At 64.0% G+C, this 20,431-nt stretch carries 17 protein-coding genes; 5 read left to right on the plus strand and 12 right to left on the minus strand.

The genetic code is table 11. The annotated features are described in order from the left end of the window. Positions 1-225 precede the first annotated feature (225 nt). Complete coding sequence (locus tag KUF55_RS11625; protein ID WP_218818772.1) at positions 226-1,617, plus strand: deoxyribodipyrimidine photo-lyase; 1,392 nt, start codon at positions 226-228, stop codon at positions 1,615-1,617. 222 nt (positions 1,618-1,839) lie between these two features. On the opposite strand, the gene KUF55_RS11630 is transcribed toward KUF55_RS11625, so the two are convergent. From KUF55_RS11630 to hemE, 9 genes are all read right to left on the minus strand, one after another. Continuing rightward, positions 1,840-3,369, minus strand: coding sequence for an amino acid permease (locus KUF55_RS11630; protein WP_218816735.1), 1,530 nt, complete (start codon positions 3,367-3,369; stop codon positions 1,840-1,842). 390 nt (positions 3,370-3,759) lie between these two features. Further along, positions 3,760-5,073, minus strand: a complete 1,314-nt coding sequence (gene hemL, locus KUF55_RS11635; RefSeq protein ID WP_132358443.1) for a glutamate-1-semialdehyde 2,1-aminomutase — start codon at positions 5,071-5,073, stop codon at positions 3,760-3,762. Continuing rightward, entirely contained in the window at positions 5,073-6,056 is a 984-nt protein-coding gene (gene hemB, locus KUF55_RS11640; protein ID WP_218816736.1) for a porphobilinogen synthase, read from the minus strand. The genes hemL and hemB overlap by 1 nt, the downstream gene beginning before the upstream one ends. A 58-nt stretch (positions 6,057-6,114) precedes the next feature. Beyond that, on the minus strand, positions 6,115-6,975 hold the full coding sequence (locus KUF55_RS11645; RefSeq protein ID WP_132358447.1) for a uroporphyrinogen-III synthase: 861 nt from the start codon (positions 6,973-6,975) through the stop codon (positions 6,115-6,117). 9 nt (positions 6,976-6,984) lie between these two features. Then, positions 6,985-7,959, minus strand: coding sequence for a hydroxymethylbilane synthase (gene hemC, locus KUF55_RS11650; protein ID WP_132358449.1), 975 nt, complete (start codon positions 7,957-7,959; stop codon positions 6,985-6,987). Further along, positions 7,956-9,161 (minus strand): ferrochelatase, encoded by a 1,206-nt coding sequence (locus KUF55_RS11655; RefSeq protein WP_218816737.1) that lies wholly within the window; start codon positions 9,159-9,161, stop codon positions 7,956-7,958. Before KUF55_RS11655 ends, hemC begins: the two co-directional genes overlap by 4 nt. After that, complete coding sequence (hemQ, locus tag KUF55_RS11660) at positions 9,158-9,871, minus strand: hydrogen peroxide-dependent heme synthase (RefSeq protein WP_218816738.1); 714 nt, start codon at positions 9,869-9,871, stop codon at positions 9,158-9,160. Before hemQ ends, KUF55_RS11655 begins: the two co-directional genes overlap by 4 nt. A 156-nt stretch (positions 9,872-10,027) precedes the next feature. Beyond that, positions 10,028-12,010 carry a protoporphyrinogen oxidase gene (gene hemG / locus KUF55_RS11665; RefSeq protein WP_370630913.1) on the minus strand — a complete coding sequence of 661 codons (1,983 nt, stop codon included), beginning with the start codon at positions 12,008-12,010 and terminating at the stop codon, positions 10,028-10,030. A gap of 117 nt (positions 12,011-12,127) precedes the next feature. Next, on the minus strand, positions 12,128-13,198 hold the full coding sequence (hemE, locus tag KUF55_RS11670; RefSeq protein ID WP_132358453.1) for a uroporphyrinogen decarboxylase: 1,071 nt from the start codon (positions 13,196-13,198) through the stop codon (positions 12,128-12,130). A 137-nt stretch (positions 13,199-13,335) separates the two neighbouring features. Between hemE and KUF55_RS11675 the strand changes: the two genes are divergently transcribed. Beyond that, complete coding sequence (locus KUF55_RS11675) at positions 13,336-14,700, plus strand: glutamyl-tRNA reductase (RefSeq protein ID WP_218816739.1); 1,365 nt, start codon at positions 13,336-13,338, stop codon at positions 14,698-14,700. 94 nt (positions 14,701-14,794) lie between these two features. Here the strand turns inward: KUF55_RS11675 and moeB are convergent, their stop codons facing one another. After that, the gene (gene moeB / locus KUF55_RS11680; RefSeq protein WP_218816740.1) at positions 14,795-16,018 is read right to left on the minus strand and encodes a molybdopterin-synthase adenylyltransferase MoeB; all 1,224 of its coding nucleotides are present in this window, start codon (positions 16,016-16,018) and stop codon (positions 14,795-14,797) included. A gap of 171 nt (positions 16,019-16,189) precedes the next feature. Between moeB and KUF55_RS11685 the strand changes: the two genes are divergently transcribed. Both KUF55_RS11685 and KUF55_RS11690 read left to right on the plus strand, forming a co-directional pair. Beyond that, entirely contained in the window at positions 16,190-16,771 is a 582-nt protein-coding gene (locus KUF55_RS11685; protein WP_132361045.1) for a TetR/AcrR family transcriptional regulator, read from the plus strand. A gap of 70 nt (positions 16,772-16,841) precedes the next feature. Continuing rightward, the gene (locus KUF55_RS11690) at positions 16,842-17,063 is read left to right on the plus strand and encodes a DUF3107 domain-containing protein (RefSeq protein WP_132358457.1); all 222 of its coding nucleotides are present in this window, start codon (positions 16,842-16,844) and stop codon (positions 17,061-17,063) included. A gap of 106 nt (positions 17,064-17,169) precedes the next feature. Here the strand turns inward: KUF55_RS11690 and KUF55_RS11695 are convergent, their stop codons facing one another. After that, positions 17,170-17,823 carry a 4a-hydroxytetrahydrobiopterin dehydratase gene (locus KUF55_RS11695; RefSeq protein ID WP_218816741.1) on the minus strand — a complete coding sequence of 218 codons (654 nt, stop codon included), beginning with the start codon at positions 17,821-17,823 and terminating at the stop codon, positions 17,170-17,172. Positions 17,824-17,896: 73 nt separating this feature from the next. Then, positions 17,897-18,577: a ferritin-like fold-containing protein gene (locus KUF55_RS11700; RefSeq protein ID WP_132358460.1), complete on the minus strand. Its 681-nt coding sequence runs from the start codon at positions 18,575-18,577 to the stop codon at positions 17,897-17,899. 75 nt (positions 18,578-18,652) lie between these two features. Here KUF55_RS11700 and KUF55_RS11705 point away from each other — a divergent pair, with 75 nt between their 5' ends. Then, positions 18,653-20,110, plus strand: coding sequence for an RNB domain-containing ribonuclease (locus tag KUF55_RS11705; protein WP_132358462.1), 1,458 nt, complete (start codon positions 18,653-18,655; stop codon positions 20,108-20,110). Positions 20,111-20,431: the final 321 nt, after the last annotated feature.

A 20,431-nucleotide genomic window follows, 5' to 3' on the forward strand; every position in this document is an offset into this window, starting at 1 on the left:
GAGTTGGCGCCACAATCTACTCGCGCGGGAGAACTCAACAGTTTGTGACAGGCTCTAAGAACTCAACCTGCTGCCATCCGAGGCCTGCTTCCGACAAGCGGGGCATGCCGCGGAGATCCTTTATGGGGCCAGGTGCGATCAGACCGGCACCGATGAGCCATCGGGCGCCAATCGCGGTCGAAACCAAGGGAAAGGAACAACGTGGTTCACCAACCAATAAGCCTGATGTGGTTCCGCGATGACTTGCGCGTCGCCGATAACCCGGCGTTGGTGTCTGCCATGGACGCCGGCCCGACCATCGCGGTCTACCTCCTCGATGAGCAGTCCCCGGGAATCCGTCCGCTGGGAGGCGCCGCTAAGTGGTGGCTTCACCACGGTTTAGCTGACCTGCGGAAGAATCTCGCGATGCTCGGGTTAGAGCTCATACTTCGTCGCGGGGCAGCCGCGAGGCAGATCCCGGAGCTCATGGAGCTCGCCGGAGCATCATCCCTCCACTGGAATCGCCGCTACGGAGGACCGGAACGCTCCGTCGATTCTGTTGTCATGGAGCGTGTGCGGGCCGCGGGGGCAGCGGTTCACAGTCACGCTGGCTTTCTGCTGCACGAACCGTGGGTTCCGGTGACTCAGGAGTCAAAGCCCTACAGGGTTTTCACTCCGTTCTATAACGCCCTGCAGCGTTTGCCACTGCGAGAGCCGGTGCCCAAACCAGAGCCCCAGCAACCCCTGGGCTCGCTCGGTCTACACAGCGATGCGCTCACCGATTGGTCACTCCTGCCCTCCCGCCCTGATTGGGCTCAGGGACTGGCAGCGGCGTGGAACCCCGGGGAAGATCACGCGCAGGAGCGCTTGAAACTCGTGCTTGATGAGATCGCTGGAGACTACCTCGATGGCAGAGACCGCCCGGATATCGACGGAACCTCGCGGCTATCCGCGGCACTGCGCTGGGGGCATCTGAGCCCCGGGCAGGTCTGGCGGGCGCTGAGCATGACAATCAGCAAACATCCACAACGGGCCACCGGCGCACAGTCCATCATGCGCCAACTGGCATGGCGCGATTTCTGCTGGAACCTGCTCTATCACCAGCCGGATCTGGCAACCACGAATTTGCGCCCCGAATATGATGACTTCGACTGGTCCTGGCCCCAGGACTCCGCTTCTGGCGAGGACCACGATGATCTGATCCGGCAGTATTTCATCGCTTGGTCAACCGGGGAGACCGGCTACGGGATGGTCGACGCGGGGATGAAGCAGCTGTGGGACACCGGTTGGATGCACAACCGTGTGCGCATGGTCACCGCTAGCTTTCTGATCAAAAATCTTGGGATCCATTGGCGAGTGGGCGAAGAGTGGTTCTGGGACACGCTGGTGGATGCCGATGCGGCTTCAAACCCCGCTAATTGGCAATGGGTCGCCGGATGCGGCGCGGATGCCTCACCGTTCTTCCGCGTCTTTAACCCGGAGCTCCAAGCCAAAAAGTTCGACCCTCGGGGAACTTATGTGACCCGATTCGCGCCACTCAGCGCGGCGCAGCCGATCGTGGATCTCAAATCCTCACGCGCTGCCGCGCTGGCGTCCTATGCCGAAATGAAGGATCGTGGGGCTGCCCCGGAACGATGAACGGGACCGGTTGTCGCAGGCGCGTGAGGAAGCGTTCGATGACCCTGCGGAGCCACCTCCTTGTTTCACCCGTGCCGGCGACGAATGTGCCGAGATCAATTGTGGCCGAGTGGATCCATGCTCCACCGAAAACGCGTAGGGCGCTGTACCGATGGGGATCGGTACAGCGCCCTACGTGCGGAACGTCGCGGTGCCGCCAAGAAGCGACCCACCACAACGGAACTAGTTCTTCAGTGCGGAGGCACGTTCTTCGGTTTCTTGAATGGCTTGCATCTGCGGAGCAAACTTTTCGTTGAGCCGGGAATGACGCTGCCCGTAACCGAAGTAGATTACGACGCCGACCGCCAGCCAGAGGGCAAAGTAGATCCAGGTTTCCACCGCGAGGTTAAGCATCAGGTAGGTGCACAGAAGCGCGGAGGTGATCGGGATGAAAGGACCGAAGGGAACTCGGAAGGCAGGCTTAAGATCCGGGCGCTTTCGGCGCAGGACAATGATTCCCAAGCTCACCACGACGAAGGCCGAGAGTGTGCCAATGTTGATCATTTCCTCCAACACATCAACGCGGGTCACTCCGGCAACGATGGCCACCAAGGAACCGCAGATGATCTGAATGCGTGCCGGAGTGTTTCGCTTACCGGTCTTGGAGAGCCTGTACGGAAGTAATCCATCGCGACTCATGGCCAGCACCACACGCGAGAGACCCATCAGAAGCACCATGACCACAGTGGTCAGGCCTATGAGGGAACCTACGGCAATGACCGAGGCTGCGCCCTCATTTCCCACCAGAGTGAACGCGGTGGCCAGGTTGGGGGTGTCCACGGCTGCCAGATCCTTGTAGGAAACCATGCCGGTCAGCGCCAGGGAGACTCCGATGTAGAGCAGCGTCGTCAGCGCAAGGCCAGCAAAGATGCCTCGGGGTAGGGTTTTGCTGGGATTCTTGACCTCTTCCGCGCTGGTGGCCACCACGTCGAAGCCGACAAAGGCAAAGAAGACCAGTGCCGCGCCGGCGAAGACGCCCATCATTCCGTACTGGGCCGGGGCGGCACCCGTGGCGAAGGCAAAGAGCGATTGCTTCATGACCTCGGTGGTGCCCTCCGTCGCTGATGCGGGAACAGCATCGGGGATGAACGGGGCGTAGTTTTCGGCCTTAACGTAGAAGAAGCCGACCACGATCACAAACAGCACAACGCCGATTTTGATGACCGTGAAGACGTTTGAAACCGTGGCCGACAATTTGGTGCCGAGCACCAACAGGATCGTGAACAAGGCCACGATCAGGAAGGGCCCCCAGCTCATGGTGACGATGCCTAATTCAATGGTGGGTGAGAGGTGTACTCCCACGAGCTGGAAGACTTCGGTGAGGTAAATGCCCCAGTATTTGGCGATCACCGCAGCAGCGGTGAACAGTTCCAGAACCAGGTTCCATCCGATGATCCACGCGACAAATTCGCCCATGGTCGCGTAGCTGAAGACATACGCCGATCCGGCCACCGGGATGGCCGTGGCAAATTCCGCGTAACACATGATCGCCATGGCGCATGTGAGTGCGGCGATGACAAAGGAAAGAGTGACGGCCGGGCCGGAGAAGTTGGCTGCGGCACGGGCACCCACGGAGAAAATACCTGCGCCCACTGCTACTGCGACGCCCATGATCATCAGGTCCCAGGTGTTCAGGGTCCTTTTGAGCTGGCGACCCGGTGCCGCGGCATCGGCCAGGAAGCTCTCCACTGGCTTGGTTCGAAAAAGATTCACAGATTTCCTCAGCGGCAATGAAACGCGAAAACTAACCGAACTAGCGTAGCGCCGCTACCAAGCAACCACATATTCGCCCACCGTGGCCGTGCTGGTCGACCTCGGTGCGAGGACCCTGGCACCGAGGTCGGGATCACCTGCCGTTCGAAGTACGCCAAAAGGTTACTGACTAGGTTTTTTTACTATTCTTCGGGTCTGACATCAAAGTCATCACGCACCCGGCATGATCACTTTGGCCCCGGCGACCTCGATCACTAACGTGGCCTAGACCTCACAAAAAACCGTGGCGGATCCCGGTATTTGCCCCCCTAACCGAAGACCCCCGGGCGGTTGGTGCATCGATCACTCGATACACCAACCACCCGGGGGTCTGAACGCGCCGTGGTTGAACTATGCCGCGGGGACCGCGGCAGCAGCTGCACGCGCCGCCGCCGGAAGGGCCGCGAAGATCTTGTTCATGGCCTCATCGTCGTGGGCGGAGGAGAGGAACCAGGCTTCAAAGACGCTGGGTGGCAGGTAGATACCGGCGTCCAGCATCGAGTGGAAGAACGGTGCATAGCGGTAGGCTTCCTGCGCCTGGGCCTGCTCATAGTTGTGTACACCGTGCTCCGAGGTCCCGAAGGCCACCGAGAACAGGTTTCCGGCTCGCTGGATGGAGTGATCCACTCCCGCCGCGGAGAGCGCCTCGGCCAGCGCACGCTGCAGCTCCAAGGACTTTGCGTCGATGTGCGCGTAGACCTCGTCGGTGGCGTGGGTCAGCTGGGCGATGCCTGCGGCCATGGCCACCGGGTTGCCCGAGAGCGTGCCGGCCTGGTAAACCGGCCCCAGCGGAGCCAGATAGTCCATGACCTCGGCACGACCGCCCAGTGCGGCGGTGGGAAGCCCGCCGCCGATGACCTTGCCGAAGGTGTAGAGATCCGGGATCCAGCCCTCGGTGCGTCCGGTCAGTCCCCAGTAGCCGGCATCCGAGGCGCGGAAACCGGTGAGTACCTCATCTAAGATCAACAGCGCTCCGTTGGCGGTGGTGGTCTCGGACAGGAACTTGTTAAAGCCGGCCGCCGGGGTGACAACACCCATGTTGCAGGGGGCGGATTCGGTGATGACCGCCGCGATCTTGTCCCCGTGTTCGGCGAAGGCTGCGGTGATGGCTTCGCGATCGTTGTACGGCAGCACCAGGGTCTCGGCAGCGGTGGCGGCGGTAACGCCAGCGGAACCCGGCAGTGCCAGGGTGGCCAGGCCGGAACCGGCGGCCGCGAGCAGCCCATCGAGGTGGCCGTGGTAGCAACCGGCGAACTTCACGATGAGGTCACGGCCGGTGTAGCCGCGAGCCAGACGTACCGCGGTCATGGTGGCCTCGGTGCCGGTGGAGACCATGCGCATGCGCTCAACACCACCGAAACGCCCCATGACCAGCTGTGCCAGTTTGCCCTCATCCGGAGTGGAGGCACCGAAGGACAGCCCGCGGTCAACCGCCGCGTGCACGGCATCCTGAATGGCCGGGAAGGCGTGACCCAGCAGGGCCGGACCCCACGAGCAGACCAGGTCGACGTAGGAGTTCCCGTCGGCATCGGTCAAATACGCACCCTTGGCACCGACCATAAACGGGGGCACCCCACCGACCGAGCCAAAGGCGCGCACCGGGGAATTCACCCCGCCGGGCATGAGCTTCTGGGCGGTGGCAAAGAGTTCTGCGGAGCTGGTCATTATTTTCCTTCTTTCAGCCACTGGGCGAGTTCACTGGCCCAGTAGGTCAACACGGTGTCGGCACCGGCGCGGCGAATGCCCAAAACTGATTCGGTGATCGCGGCGCGGCGATCGATCCAGCCGTTGGCGGCGGCGGCCTCAATCATCGCGTACTCGCCACTGATCTGGTAAGCGGAGACCGGGACCGGGGACATCGCCGCGACATCGGCCAGCACGTCAAGGTAGCTCATGGCCGGCTTGACGATGAGCATGTCGGCGCCCTCGGCCAGATCCAGTTCAACCTCGATCAGCGCCTCGCGGCGGTTCGCGGCATCCATCTGGTAGGTGCGCCGGTCCCCGGTGAGCTGGGAATCCACGGCCTCACGGAACGGGCCGTAGAACGCGGAGGCGTACTTGGCGGCGTAGGCAATGATCGACACATCCTGGTGTCCGGCGGTATCCAGCGCCTGGCGGATGACGGCGACCTGGCCGTCCATCATGCCCGAGGGACCGAGCATGTGGGCGCCGGCCTCGGCCTGCACGATCGCCATCTCCCCGTAGATCTGAAGCGTGGCATCGTTGTCCACGGTGCCCGCCGCATCCAGCACGCCGCAGTGTCCGTGGTCGGTAAATTCGTCCAGGCAGACATCGGACATGATGACCAGCTCATCTCCCACCTCCGCACGCACCGCGGCGATGCCACGGTTTAGGATGCCGTCGGGGTCCACCCCGGCGCTGCCCATGGCGTCGCGGGTCTCCGGGATGCCGAAGAGCATGATGCCGCCCAGGCCCAGCTCGACGGCCTCGGCGGCGGCTGCCTTGAGCGTGTCTATGGTGTGCTGAACAACCCCCGGCATGGAGCTGATCGGATTGGGTTCGCTCAGTCCCTCGCGCACAAACGCCGGAAGGATCAGCTGCTGCGGGGCGATCACGAGCTCGGCCGAAAGCCGGCGCATGGCGGGGGTGGTGCGCAGACGGCGGGGCCTGCGGGCGGGGAATGACATTCTTAGCTCCTTGTGAAGCTCGTGGTTTGGGGTCTCAAAGGGTTAGTGGGCAGCGAAATCAACGCGGCGGGTGGAGATCGGCGCGCAGGGATTGCTCCCAGGCGTTGATGAGTCCATCGGGTGTTGGGAACAGAGCCGTGGCGGCCGGTTCTAGGCCGCGAGCGCGCAGCCGCGCGGCGGTGCTGTCCCCGATCGCCACCAGTGCCAGGTGCGCGGGCGGTGCCGGGAGACGCGCGAGGAAGTTGTCAACGGTGCTCGGTGAGGTGAAGAAGACCGCATCAAGTCTGCCGCTGGCACCGGGCAGGTGCTCCGGCTCCAGCAGGTAGCTGCCCGCCGGCAGGTCGGGGGCAGCTACCGGGGTCTGCAGGGCGAGGTGCGGATTGCCCGGGGCGGGGACGGTGCGGTAGGCGATCACGATGTGTGCCGCCCAGCCGCGGGCGGCAAATCCGTCGCGCAGGGTTGCCGAGGCGATGTCGGCCTGCGGCATCAGGACGCTCGCCGGCTCCCCGGCGCGCAGCTGTTCCCATTCGGCGAGCATGCCGCGCGCCGAATGATCGTGACGCGGCATGAAGTCCACCCGCGCACCGAGCTCCCGCAGTGCTGCGGCCGTCGCCTCGCCGACCACCGCCACCTGCGTGCCGGCGGGAATCATGAGGCGCAGATTCAGTGCCGCGGCCCGGTGTTTCAGCGCCCGGAGGGTATTGACCGAGGTGAGCACCAGCCAGTCGAAGTCACCGGCCAGCAACCGTGCCAGTGACGCGTCAAGGGCGCGGGTGTCGGCGGGCAGCTCAAAGTCGATGAGCTGGCATACCGCTGCACACGCGCCGCGCTCGGTGAGCCGCGCCACAGTCTCTGCCGCCCGCGCGGGGTCGCGCAGGAGCAGAGCGGTGCGGTGTGTGAGCACTGAATCAGCTCTCATGTGATGGGCCTAGAGTCCCGCCAGGTCGGCGGCGCCCTCGCGCAGCAGCTGTTCGGCCAATGTGATGCCCAGGGCCTGCGCGCCGTCGATGGTCAGTTGCTGCGTGGTGGCCGAGCGGCGCATGGTGTCCGAACCATCGGGGTTGCACGCCACCGAGTCGAGTACCAGCGTGTCCCCGTGCACCGTGGCCAGCGCACCAATGGGCGCCGCGCAGCCGGCCTCAAGCCGAGCCAACAGCGCGCGTTCGGCGGTGACCGCCAGGCGCGTGTCGAAATCGTCCATGGTTTCCAGCGCCGTGTCGACGGACGGATGTCCGCTGCCGGCCTCACGAACCTCCACGGCCAGCGAGCCTTGCCCGGGGGCCGGAAGCATGATCTCCGGGTCCAGGTACTCGGTGATGTGTGAATCCAGGCCCAGACGCTCCAGACCGGCGGCGGCCAGGACGACAGCGTCCAGGTCGCCCTGGGCGGTGCGCCCGACTCCCCCATCGTCCTTTTGCGCCGGTGAGCCCTTGACCCGGCCCAGGCGGGTTCCGACGTTGCCGCGGATATCCACGATTTTCAGATCGGGGCGGAAGGCCAACAGTTGGGCCTTGCGGCGCGGGGAACCGGTGCCCACCGTTGCCCCTTCGGGCAGCTCGGCCAGGAACAAGCCGTCGCGGGCGCACAGGGCGTCGCGCACATCCGCTCGCTGCGGGGTCGCGGCAATGATCAACCCGTCGGGCTGCGTGGTGGGCAGGTCCTTGAGCGAATGCACGGCCATGTCACAACTGCCATCCAACAACGCCTGACGCAGGGCGGCGGCAAATACGCCGGTGCCGCCGAGCTGGGACAGTGGACCGGTGGTCACATCCCCCTCGGTTTTCACCAGCACGGTGTTATAGGGGACCTGGGAGATCTCGTGCAATTGCACCGCGACGTGCCCGGTTTGGGTGGTGGCCAGCGCCGAGCCACGAGTACCGATGCTGAACTCGTGCTGCGTCATGATGCCGGCACCCCCACCTCGGAGTCGACGGCGGCGATGGTCGGCTTGACGCTGCCATCACGCATCACCTTGGCACAGCAATTCGGCCGGCACACATCAAACCATGGACCGAGCTCGGCCACCGAGGCGCGGCCGGGCTTCAGCGCGGCACCGTCGGACCCGGCCAGGCGCTCGGCCACCAGGTCGACCATGCCGGAGACGAAGTCCGTGTGGGTTCCCGGGGTCGGGGCGCGGTGGAACGCCAGGCCGAGTTCGGCGCAGGTTTCCCTCGCCTCGGTGTCCAGGTCCCAGAGGACCTCCATGTGATCCGAGACGAAGCCGATGGGCATCACCACGACCCCGGCGACGCCGGCGGCCTGGTACTCCGTGAGCGCGTCGTTGATGTCCGGTTCCAGCCACGGCACGTGCGGGGCCCCGGAACGCGATTGGAAGACCAGGGAGTGCGACAGGCCGGCAGCCTCGGGCACCCCAGCCAGGATCGCGTCGGCCACGGCCAGGTGCTGGGCCGAGTACAGGTCGGTATCCAGCGTGGCCACGAGGTCGCGCGGGCCGGCGGCCTGCGCGTCGGAGGTCGGGATCGAGTGCGTCACGAAGACGATCTTGATCTCGCCCTGCGGGTTGCCGGCCGCCGCCAGCTGCGCCCGGACCTCGGCCAGCGAATCGCGCAGCCCGCCCATGAACGGGGTCACGAACCCGGGGGTGTCGAAGTACTGGCGCACCTTGTCAACCTCGAGCTTGCCCTCCAGGCCGGTTTCGCGCAGCGCGACGCCCAGGTCCTCGCGGTATTGCCGGCAGGAAGAGTAGCCGGAATAGGCGCTGGTGGAGAGCATCAGCACCTTACGGTGTCCCGCGTTGTAGATCTCGGTGATGGTTTCCGGGATGTAGGGCGCCCAGTTGCGGTTGCCCCAGTAGATCGGAACCCCGATCTCCCGCGCAGCCAGCTCGGCCTCCAGGGCGGCCTTCAGCGCGCGGTTCTGCGCATTGATCGGGGACACACCACCGTTTTTGCGGTAGTGCACCGCCACCTCTTCGAGGCGCTCGTCGGGGATGCCGCGCCCCTTCGTGACGTTGCGCAGGAAGGGGAGGACGTCCTCCTGTCCCTCCGGTCCGCCGAAGGAGGCCAGCAGGATGGCGTCATAGGCCTTCGGGGCCATGACCCCGGAGTCGTCGTACCCGGTGCGCGGGTCGAAAGCCTGGCTCATCGCAGGACCTCGGCGACCTCGGCCGTGGAGATGCGGCGGCCGGTGTAGAACGGGGTTTCTTCACGCACGTGGTTGCGGGCCTCGGTGTAGCGCAGGTGGCGCATCATGTCGACCAGATCGATCATTTCCGGGGCTTCGAGGCAAATCTGCCATTCGAAGTCGCTGAAGGAGAAGGCTGCGACGGTGTTGGCCAGCACGGTCGGGAATTCGCGACCCAGGATGCCGTGATCGCGCAGCATCTTGCCGCGCTCCTTGGGGTCCAGCAGGTACCAATCGTTGGATCGCACAAACGGGTAGACGGTCATCCAGGTTTCCGGGGCCACACCGCGGGCGAAGGCCGGGGAGTGATCCTTGGCAAATTCTGCCTCGCGGTGCACGCCCATGGTGGAGTACACGATGGAGGTTTCGGCGAAGAGGAAGGAGCGCCGAATCTTGCGCACCGCTGCCTGCAATCCCTCGGCGGTCGGGCCGTGGACCCAGGTCATCACGTCGGCGTCTTCGCGCATGGCCGAGACGTCGTAGGTGCCGCGCAGCGTCACGCCGTCTTGTGCCAGCTCGGCCACCAACGCGTCAAAGGCCTCGACACCCTCGGTGCGGTCCAGATCCGAATCGCGCTTGAAGATGGTCCACAGGGTGAAGTACATGGTGGCGTCGGTACCGGCTGCTTCACGGTCGCGGATGACGGGTGAGTTGGATTCCACTGCACTCATGGGGTAGTTCTCCTGTTTTCTTTGCTGTGCTTCGCGGTGAGGCGAGGCGCTTCTCGTGGGTTTTACGACGTTGAAGTGGTTCGTGGGGGTTCGTCCCGCGCAGCTCGCGTCCGTATCCGCTGCTGGGAGCCGGGGTGAGCCGCGCGGGCGGCGGGGTCAGCTCACGGTGATGCGCAGTTTCTTGCGTGTATCGCCCACCACCGCGGCAAGACCGGTGCCCGAGAGCCAGGCACCGACGACATCCAGCCCCGGGTGGGTGGCGGCGATGGCACGGATTTGCGCCACACGCCGGGCATGTCCGGTGGTGGCGAAGGGCAGTGCGCCGGAGTAGCGAATCACGTCAAAGCCCAAGAGGTCTTCGGCGGTGATCACCATGCCCAGCAGCGCCGAGGCGTCCTTCAGCGCCGCATCACGCAGCGTGCGATCATCGGCATTAACCAACGCAGAGGCCATATCGTTCAACCGCCCGTAGGACAGGCGCAAGACGTGGGTACCGGGACCGGATTCGTCACCCAACCACTGCCATTTGGCCGTGGCATGGGTCAGTGCCTTGGCGCCGATGTTATTGACGCTGGGCGAGACCAGCAGGCCGGTGCCACGCGGGGCATCATCCAGCTCGGGTTTATCCAGCACCAGGGTGACCAGCGATATGCCGGCTCCGGTGCTCGGCCGGTGCTCGGTGAACGCCCGATCAATCCCGCTCAGAAGCTCAACGGCCAGTTCACCGCCGGTGGCAACCACCACGCGGTCAACCTGCAGCTGCGTGCCCGCTTCGGTGTGGGTGGCTGACTCACCGAGGGTGACCCGGAAACCGGTGGAGTGCTCCCCCGGCGTTATGGCGGCGATGGGGCTGTTGGTTTTCAGTTCAACACCGGCGGCACGCAGATCCGCGATAAGGGCGGCGGTGAGCCGGTTCATGCCTCCGCGGACGGAGGCGACGGCGGAACCGGCGGGTGCGGCGGCGCGCTGGGCGGCAACGGCCTTGGCCAGCGAACCGTGCTTCAGCACCGCTGCGCGCAGCCCCGGGGCGATGGCATCAACGTCGAGAGTATCGGGATCCGCCGAATGCACCCCTGACACGACGGGGGTGACCAGGTTCTCCAATACCGCCGAGCCCATCCGGGAGCGGACCAGGGCACCGAGGGACATCTCGCCCTCAAGAATCTTTTTGGACACCGGGGTGATCAGATCCGCCGCGGCACGTAGCGCACCGCTGCGGCCCACCGCCGTGCGGACCTCATCGGCCCACGGGTCCCCGGGGATCCCCAGGATGCCGGTGGCCGGAAGTGGCTGGGCCACGTTGTCGTGCCCGCGTTTGAGATACAGCCAGGCTCCCCCGGGTTCGGGGGTGACGATGTCCTCCCCCAGGCCGAGTTCGACCAGCAATTGTGCGACGGCGGCGGAGCGGGTGGCGAAGGATTCGGCGCCGGCGTCAAGGCTCAGCCCGGCGACCTGGTGCTCGGTGACGCAGCCACCAAAGTGTCCCTGCGCCTCGTGGACCACCACCCGGTGACCACTCATGACCAGTTCGCGGGCGGCCACCAATCCGGAGATGCCACCGCCGATGACCACAGCCAGCGGTCCGCTCGGTGCCGCCGGGGCGGCAGCGGCGGTGGCCTCGGCACCACGAGCCCGGTGCAGCAAGCGCATCGCGTGGGCAGCGGCGTTTGAGCCCACCGGGCTTCGGCGTGCCTTAGTTGCCGGAGCCTCGGTGCTCGGCGCACCGTCTGGGCTCGGTGCTGCTTCGGGGGTCCGGACACCGCCGAAGGTTGGCTCCGGCTGCGGGGCTACCCTCGCCGCTTCGCTGGCCACACGTGACTCGGCGTAATCTGGTGTGCTGGTTGAGGCTTCGGTGCCGCGCTCGGACGGGTGGGTGGCACCGGTTTCGGCACCTCGGGCGCGGTTGAGCAGGCGCAGGGCGTGAGCCGCGGCGTTCGACCCGACGCTCGCGACTCGACCGCGTGCCACCGAGGCAACGGCTGGCTCATTTTCACCGGTGAAGGTGATGACCGCGTCTTCTTCGGTCCCACCAGGTGCGGTGCTCGGGCCAGCTAGCGATTCGGGGTCCTTCGCGGGATCCCCCGGCACACCTGCAGGGTCGGCCGACTCGCGGTTTGGCTGACCTTGGATCTTAGGCACCATCATCTCTTTTCAGGGAAAACGAACGTGGAACGTGCTTCCGGGAATCGGTGTGCTGTTGGTGCGGCGCGTGGCACCTCCAGCAGCACACCGATTCCTGGCAATGCTTCTTCTAGCTTAACGCCCGGCCACGGGGATCGAGTGAATAAGTTCGACCAAACGGGTCAGCGTCTCGGGGTTGGTCTCCGGCGGGACACCGTGACCCAGGTTCGCCACGTGTGAGACGGCGGTGTCCCCGGCGGCCAGCACCTCGCGCACGTGCGCCTCGAGGACCTCCCACGGTGCGGTGAGCAGGGCCGGGTCGATGTTGCCCTGCAGCGGGATGTTCCCGCCCAGCCGACGATTGGCCTCATCCAGCGGCAACCGGTAGTCAACGCCCATGACGTCGACTCCCACATCGCGCATGGCACCGAGCAACTCGGAGGTGCCGGTGCCAAAGTGCACCAGCGGGACGCCGGTGTCTCGAACGTGATCCAGCGCGCGGGCCGAGGCCGGAGCGACGAAGTTGGTGTAGTCGCCCAGCGAGAGCGAACCGGCCCAGGAGTCAAAGAGCTGTCCGGCGGAGGCACCTGCCTCGATCTGGGCGCGCAGGAAGGCCCCGGAGGCGTCGGCGGCCCAGTTGGCCAGTTCTTCCCAGACTCCCGGCTGCGCGTGCATCATGGTGCGCGGGCCCATGTGGTCGCGGGACGGACGTCCCTCCACCATGTAAGCGGCAACGGTGAACGGGGCACCGGCAAATCCGATCAGCGGCGTATTGCCCAGCTGCTCAACGGTCATGGAGACGGCCTCGCGAATCGGGTCCAGCGCCGCATCATCCATCTTAGGTAGTGCACGCACGTCGGCGGCGGTGCGCACCGGGGAGGCAAGGACCGGACCGACGCCCGGAACAATGTCCACGTCGATGCCGGCCAGCTTGAGCGGGATGACGATGTCGGAGAAAAAGATCCCGGCATCCACATCGTGCCGGCGGACCGGCTGCAAGGTGATTTCCGAGGCCATGTCCGGGCGCAGGCAGGATTCAAGCATCTCGGTGCCCTCGCGTAGCTTGCGGTATTCGGGCAGCGAACGGCCCGCCTGGCGCATGAACCATACGGGCCTGCGGCTGGGCTTTAGGCCGCGGTAGGCGGAAATCAACGGGGAATTGGCGGTACGACCGTCCATCAGCGGGTGGTTCTGGCTCAACGTCATGGCATTGATTCTGCCAACATGTTGGCTCGAATAGTAATCCGCACGCCGCCAGCGAACACCACAAGTCCCATGTGAGCGTCTAACCGATCACATCCGCTTCTCTACAACAGGTAGTAAGGGCTACCATGGGAGACACTGTGGTTCTATTATCTCTCGTTGCCTCCCATTCAGACATCGACCTCGAGACAGTGGCAAAAATTAGTGCCGATGCCTCCCAGGTCGCCTCGGTCGTGCTCGCTTCGGCCAGCCCGGTTGCCGGCGCCATCACCCTGGCCACCTGCAATCGCTACGAAATCTATTGCGAAGTTCCGCAATCGGAGGACGTTCCGGCAGCCCGCTCGGAGGTGATTACGCAGATCGCCGCCAGCACCGGCTTGAGCGAGGAAACCATCTCCACCGCCCTGATCTCAAAGACCGAGACGGATGTCATCGAGCATCTTTTCTCCGTCGGCGCGGGCCTCGACTCCGCCGTTATTGGGGAACGTGAGATCGCCGGTCAGGTACGCCGGGCATTGAATGAAGCCCAGGCCTCCGGAACCGCCACCGGTTCGCTGGTTCGCCTCTTCCAGGCCGCATCACGCACCGCCAAGGACGTCGGATCGCGCACCACCTTGGGTTCACGCGGCCTCTCGGTGGTCTCCGTTGCCCTGGAGCTGGCCACGGATTTGAGCAACGACGCCGACTGGAGCACCAAAGACATCGTCATCTTCGGCACCGGCGCTTATGCCGGAGCCACCATGGCCCTGCTGCGCGAACGGGGCGCCCACAACGTTTCCGTCTACTCCGCCTCCGGCCGGGCCGATGCCTTCGTGGCCTCTCGCGGCGGCACGGCGCTTGATGAGAGCACTCTTGAGGCCGCGCTTTCCCACGCCGACATCATCATCGGCTGCAGCGGCTCGGATCACCGCCTGATGTCCAGCGACATCACCTCGCTGGATCGTGCGGAGCACCCACTGGTCGCCATCGATCTGGCCCTGACCCACGATTTTGACCCGGAACTCGGTGCGCTGCCCGGCGTGGATTTAATCACGTTGGAATCGGTGCGCATGGCCGCGCCCGAGGAACAGGCACAGTCACTGCGTGAGGCACGCAGCATTGTGCTGGACGCCGCCGAGACCTTCGCGACCGAACAGCGTGAACGCGCAGCGGATGCCGCCATCGTGGCCCTGCGCCGACACACGCAGCAGGTCTTGGAATCAGAGGTTGAAAAGGTTCGCGCCCAGCACGGCTGCACCGCGGCAGCCGAAGAGGTCGAATTCGCGATGCGCCGCATGATGCGTCAACTCCTGCACGTCCCCACGGTCCGTGCCCGTGAGCTCGCTGCCCAGGGACGCGCCGGTGAATACATTGAAGCGCTCGAGACCCTCTACGGGCTGGCCGTGGATGCGCCAGTGGCCCCGTCGATGAAAAATGCCGCCGGTTGCCCCGTCACCGGGACTCAGTCCACGGCAGGTCCTCACGATGCACAGCTGCCGTCCCCGGCACTACATCAGGTCGGCTAATCGCTGCCTGATCGTCAGCAACAAACGACGCGATGCCGTGGGGAACTTTAGTTCCCCACGGCATCGTGTCGTTTATCCGGGTCCGATCGCTCGCTTAGTAGGCGGGCAGGCTCGGGTCAACGTCGCTGATCCAGTCCAGAATCCCGCCGGAGACATGGCGGACATCGGAATAACCAGCATCCAATAGATGGCGCAACACCTCGGAGGATCTACCCCCGGACTTACAGTGCAGGATGATCTCGCGCTCCCGGGGCAGCTCAATTTCCCCCGACAGGATCGCCCCACGCGGAGCCAGTATCGCTCCGGGAATCGAGACGATCTCCGCCTCCCCACTTTCGCGCACATCGATCAGCAGGAAATCTTCGCTTCCCGCCGCACGAGCCTTGAGCAGTTCGGCCAGTCTGGTGGCGGAAATGCTGTGTTCCTTGGTGCGGCGGATTCCCGCGGCGTCCAGCTCGGGCATCGAGCAAAAGTCGTCATAACTTTCCAACAGCGCGGTGATCGGCGGCAGGCTTGGATCCGGGCGCAAGCTCACCTCGCGCCAGCGCATATCCAGTGAATCAAGAATCAATAGCCGCCCCAGCAGGCTGCGCCCCACGCCGGTGATCAATTTGATGGCTTCGGCCACCATGACGGATCCGACCTGCGCACACAAAACGCCAAACACCCCGCCCTCCGAGCAGGAGGGCACGGTTCCCGGTGGCGGCGGCGTGGGGTACAGGTCGCGGTAATTGGGCCCGTGAGCATCCCAGAACACACTCACCTGCCCGTCAAAACGCAGAATCGAACCCCAAATATAGGGTTTCCCGGCCAGCGATGCGGCGTCGTTCACCAGATACCGGGTGGCAAAGTTATCGGTCCCGTCGAGCACCAGGTCATAATCGGAAAAAATGTCGACGGCGTTGGACACATCAAGGCGCTGGGCGTGCACCCGGACGTTGAGCAGCGGGTTCAGGTCCGTGATGCGCCGCGCCGCCGAATCGGTCTTCAGCTCCCCCACGCTGGCGGTGCCATGAATCACCTGGCGCTGCAGATTGCTCACGTCCACCACGTCGTCGTCGATGATGCCGATGGTGCCGATGCCTGCGGCCGCAAGATAGAGCAACGCCGGCGAGCCGAGCCCACCGGCCCCAATGACCAGCACGCGAGCATTCTTCAGCCGCCGCTGCCCGAGCAAACCGATCTCGGGGATGATGATCTGGCGCGAATAGCGCAGCATTTCTTCCGGTAGCAGCGCCGGTGCCGGTTGAACCAGGGCGGGCAGCGACTCATGCTCAGCTGGGGCTTCCGGTACGTGGGGTCCTGCGGGAAAATCCATGTCTCAACCATAGTTCGTGGCGACGCGCTAGGGAACGTGGATGGTGAGCGACGCAACTCGTTACCGAAGAGTAGACTTGTTCGCAACGTCGCCCGCTACAGGTGGGCGCACAGCTTTCGCGAAAGGGCCGATGTGACTATTCCCCAAATCCGGGCCGCCCGAACTCAACGGATGCCACGCGAGGCACGCCGCCGCCAGCTACTCGATGCTGCGCAACAGGTGTTTGTTGCCCATGGCTTCCACGGTGCTTCGATGGACGAGATCGCGGAAGTCGCAGAGGTCTCCAAGCCCGTGCTGTACCAACATTTCCCGGGTAAGCGCGAGCTATATCTGGCCCTGTTGGATGCGCACATGCACGAGTTCAGCACCCTATTGCAACGGGCCATCGATTCCACCCGCGATAACAAAATGCGCGTGAGCGCGACCATCCGTGCGTACTACGAGTACATCGCCCGTGATTCACAGGCCTTCCGGCTCATTTTCGAATCGGACCTGCTTAACGATGGGGAGGTCGGTGGGCGGATCGAGGAATTCAACGCAACATTCGCCCGGCAAATCGCGGACGTGGTTGCCTCGGACACCTCACTGCCTGCTGCCCAAGCACTGGTGATGGGCCGGGCATTGGCCGGAATGGCCCAAGTTTCGGCCCGATATTGGGTGGATATGGCCGACGAGGTATCGATGGAAGAGGCCAGCGATTTGGTCTCGCGTTTAGCTTGGCGCGGAATCAGTCGCTTCCCCAAAGAATCCTGACGTAAATTCGAAGCAGATGTTAGTCGGTGCCACCGGGCACCGACACATGCAGCAAACCAGGAAGGCCACCATGGACGTTCGCATTGGAATTCAGAATGTTGCCCGCGAGATCGTAATCGAATCCGCCGAAGACGCAGAGGTTTTGGCCACGCGCGTGTCCGATGCCCTGAGCGCTGGCGGGGAATTGCGCCTCACGGACGCCAAGGGCCGGCACATGCTGGTGCCCGTAGCGGGCATCGCCTATGTTGAGATCGGTGTGGAAGAAGCTCGCCGCGTGGGCTTCGCTCACTAGTAGTAACACCCCAGAGTACAAAATGGGTGAGGGAGGGACGTTTAACGTCCCTCCCTCACCCATTTAACTCTTCAGCTCCGCCCCGACCCGGCGTCGAGGCACACCGCTACTGAAATGGCGGCGGATCGAGTTGTTCATCGGTGCGTAGTGCGAAGCGGTTTCCCTCGGCGTCCAACAGCAGCCCTGGGCCAGGTCGTTCTGTCGGATCTTGGTCCTGCTCCGGTAAGGTTGCCGATACATATTTTTCCACCACGATGCCGGCAGCGATCCCGTCGTCGGGCGTGCTAAAGCGCAGCTGCGGGTTACGGCCTTGCGGATCACGCAGTACACCATCGCGCCCGATTCGGTAGCCCAGAGCATCTATCCAGAACTGCTCCAGCGCCCCGGGATCGGCGCTCTGGAGCACCAAATTAACATCCTGGTGCCGTTGCGGCACCGCGACGGCACCACAGTCTGCGGCGGCGAATTCCAACAGCGTGGCCAAGGCGAGGTCCCGAAGGGTAATCTCGGATCCCACATCGTGCGAGGTCAAACTCAAGAAGATGGTGTTCCAGCGCCAATCGACGTCCGGGTGATGCCCCTGACGCTCGGCGGCCTCGGCAACGATGGCCAAAAAGTCGATGGCTTCACGCGAATCGGCAAATGACCACGCACACACCAGGGAACCGGAGCGTTGGCGCCAGGACGGCAATTCTTTTAGCGCTCGAGCTATCTCATAATCGGTCAACACCCTGGTGGGCGAGTCCTTCTCAAGGCTCATGGCTGTTACTCATTTCTTGTGGTGTTTAACATTTCGGGCGGCGCGGCCGTCGAGTGGCGCGTCGGGGGTGAGATTAGGCGGTCATTCCTAGTTGGCGCATACGCCGGGAGTGGCTTTCCACCAGGGAGGCAAAGAGCGTGGTCATTTCCTGTCCACGATCCCCACGCCCCTCGGCCTGCAGGGCACCGAAGTAGTCGTACTTCTCGCCGATCTCCCGGGCCTGGGTCAGTGCTTCACCGAGCAGTCGACGCCCCCAGAGGGCCATTCGAGAGGCCCGCTCGGGGTGATCGGCGATGGCCAATTGCAGGCGATCACGCAACCAGTCGGCATTCGCCTCGGTGCGTTTCACCTGGTGCACCAGATCGCGGGCTTCGGGTTCCAGCCCCGAGGCAATCAGCGAGTAGAAGTCTCCTGCCACACCATCAATCACGTAGGCCTTGGTCAGGGATTCGTACCAATCACCGGGCTTGGTCCGGCGATGCATCTCATCGAGGGACTCCATGAACGGTTCGATGACTTCCTGCGGATCCAGGCCCCGGGCGGCAATAAGTTCGCGCACCAGCTCAAAGTGACCGAATTCGGCCACCGCCAAACGTCCTAAAATTTCCCTGTCCACCAGCGTTGGTGAAAGCCGCGCATCGGAGGACAGATGCTCGAAGGAGGTCAGCTCCTGATAGGCGATCAGTCCCAAGAGGGCCAGTTCGGCATCGTCGGCGGAGGCACTGGAACCAAAGGTCAGCGGGGTATCGGTCATGTATTTAGCGTACTAGGGGCCCAACACACGCGCGGCATCCGCCCCAGCACACCGTGGCGTGGTTATGCTGACGGTGTGAGCCACCAAAACATTGCACTGACCAAAGATGCCCGAAGCACCTCACTGGAACAGGCCCTTGAAGCCCTGGAAACAGAGTTTAACGTGCGTGCCGACTTCCCAGCCGAAGTGCTTGCCGAGGCGGAACGCGCCATCAAGGATTTTGAACTTCCGGCGATCGATAGACGCGACATCGAGCTGGTGACCATCGACCCGGCCAGCTCTACCGATCTGGATCAGGCCCTGCATATTGAACGAAGTGGCCAAGGGTACGTGGTGCACTACGCCATTGCCGACGTTCCGGGATTTGTGACCCTGGGCGGCGCGCTGGACTCAGAAACCCGGCTGCGTGGGCAAACCGTGTATCTGCCGCACCGGCGCATTTCTCTGCACCCCGAAGTCATCAGTGAGGATGCCGGCTCACTGCTGCCGGGCCAAGACCGCAGCGCCTACCTCTGGACGTTCACGCTGGATGTGTCGGGAGCCGTCACGCAAACCGCCTTGGAACGCGCAGTGGTCAAGAGTCGAGAAAAGCTGAGCTACGTCGGCGTTCAGGAATCTCTTGATTCCGACACCGCAAGTGAACTACTTCAATTGCTGCGCGAAGTGGGAATCAAGCGCGTCGACTTGGAGCGCCAACGCGGCGGAGCGTCGTTACGCATCCCCGCGCAGGAAGTCGAATGCGTCGACGGGACCTACGCCATCGTGTCGGCTCCCCCGCTGGCCGTTGAGGACTGGAACGCGCAGATTTCACTGATGACGGGCATTGAAGCGGCCAGGATCATGCTTGAGGCAAGGGTGGGGTTGCTGCGCACCATGCCGGCACCCGCCGAAAAAGACATCACGATCTTCCGTCTCGAAGCGAAGGCACTGGGCACCGTCTGGGATCCGGCCCAACCGTACGGCGAGTTCCTGCGTTCCTTGGACCTCAACGATCCGCGACAGCTTGCCCTGATGCACCGGGCCACCGGCCTCTTCCGCGGTGCCACCTACACGGCGATCGACGGCGAGGTTCCCGAGGATGTGATTCAGGCGGCGATCGCAGCACCTTACGCCCACACCACCGCACCGCTCCGCCGGCTTGTTGACCGTTTTTCGTTGCTGATCTGTTCCTATGCTTCCAGTGGACAGGAGGTTCCGGTGGGTCTGCGCGCCGTTCTACCCTCGCTCCCGAAGCTCATGGGCGACTCGAACCGACTCGTGAACACCATCGAACGTGCAGCGGTTGACACCGTTGAGGCAGCATCGCTGGCCCACCGCGTGGGCGAACGCTTTAGCGCCGTCACCCTGACCGGGATCGATGATGCCCGATCCAAGAATGGTTCACCGGCAACCGGTGGAACCCTGTTGGTTAAGGACCCCGCGGTGATGGCCCCCTTTGAGGGCAACGCAGCGGCCGGTGTCGAGGTTGAGGTCGAACTCGTGCATGCGGATCTTGCCACACGTAAGGTGCTCTTCAAGATCATCGAGGCCTAAGGCACTTGGCCCGCATCTGGTGGTGCGGGCCAAGCGGCTGGGGGCAATGCTCCGGCGTACCCCTTGCTCGCACGCGTTCGGGCGGGCAATGCCCAGAATTTACCCACGGCACGATATGCTGGAATGGTATAAGGATGCCCGGTCGCGAACCTTGAAAAGATTTTTGCGGGATTACCCAGCGACTTCCGCGCCCCACCCGCGGTCAGAACCACTTGACCGCATTGCTAAGCCTGCGATCGGCTCCGCTGGATGCACCCCGAATGTGGTGGGCCTCCGACCCTCAAGTCCCGACTGACCTCGGGACGGTCGTCGAGCACCCCA

The sequence above is a fragment of the Paeniglutamicibacter sp. Y32M11 genome (genome assembly GCF_019285735.1).
Taxonomy (GTDB): domain Bacteria; phylum Actinomycetota; class Actinomycetes; order Actinomycetales; family Micrococcaceae; genus Paeniglutamicibacter.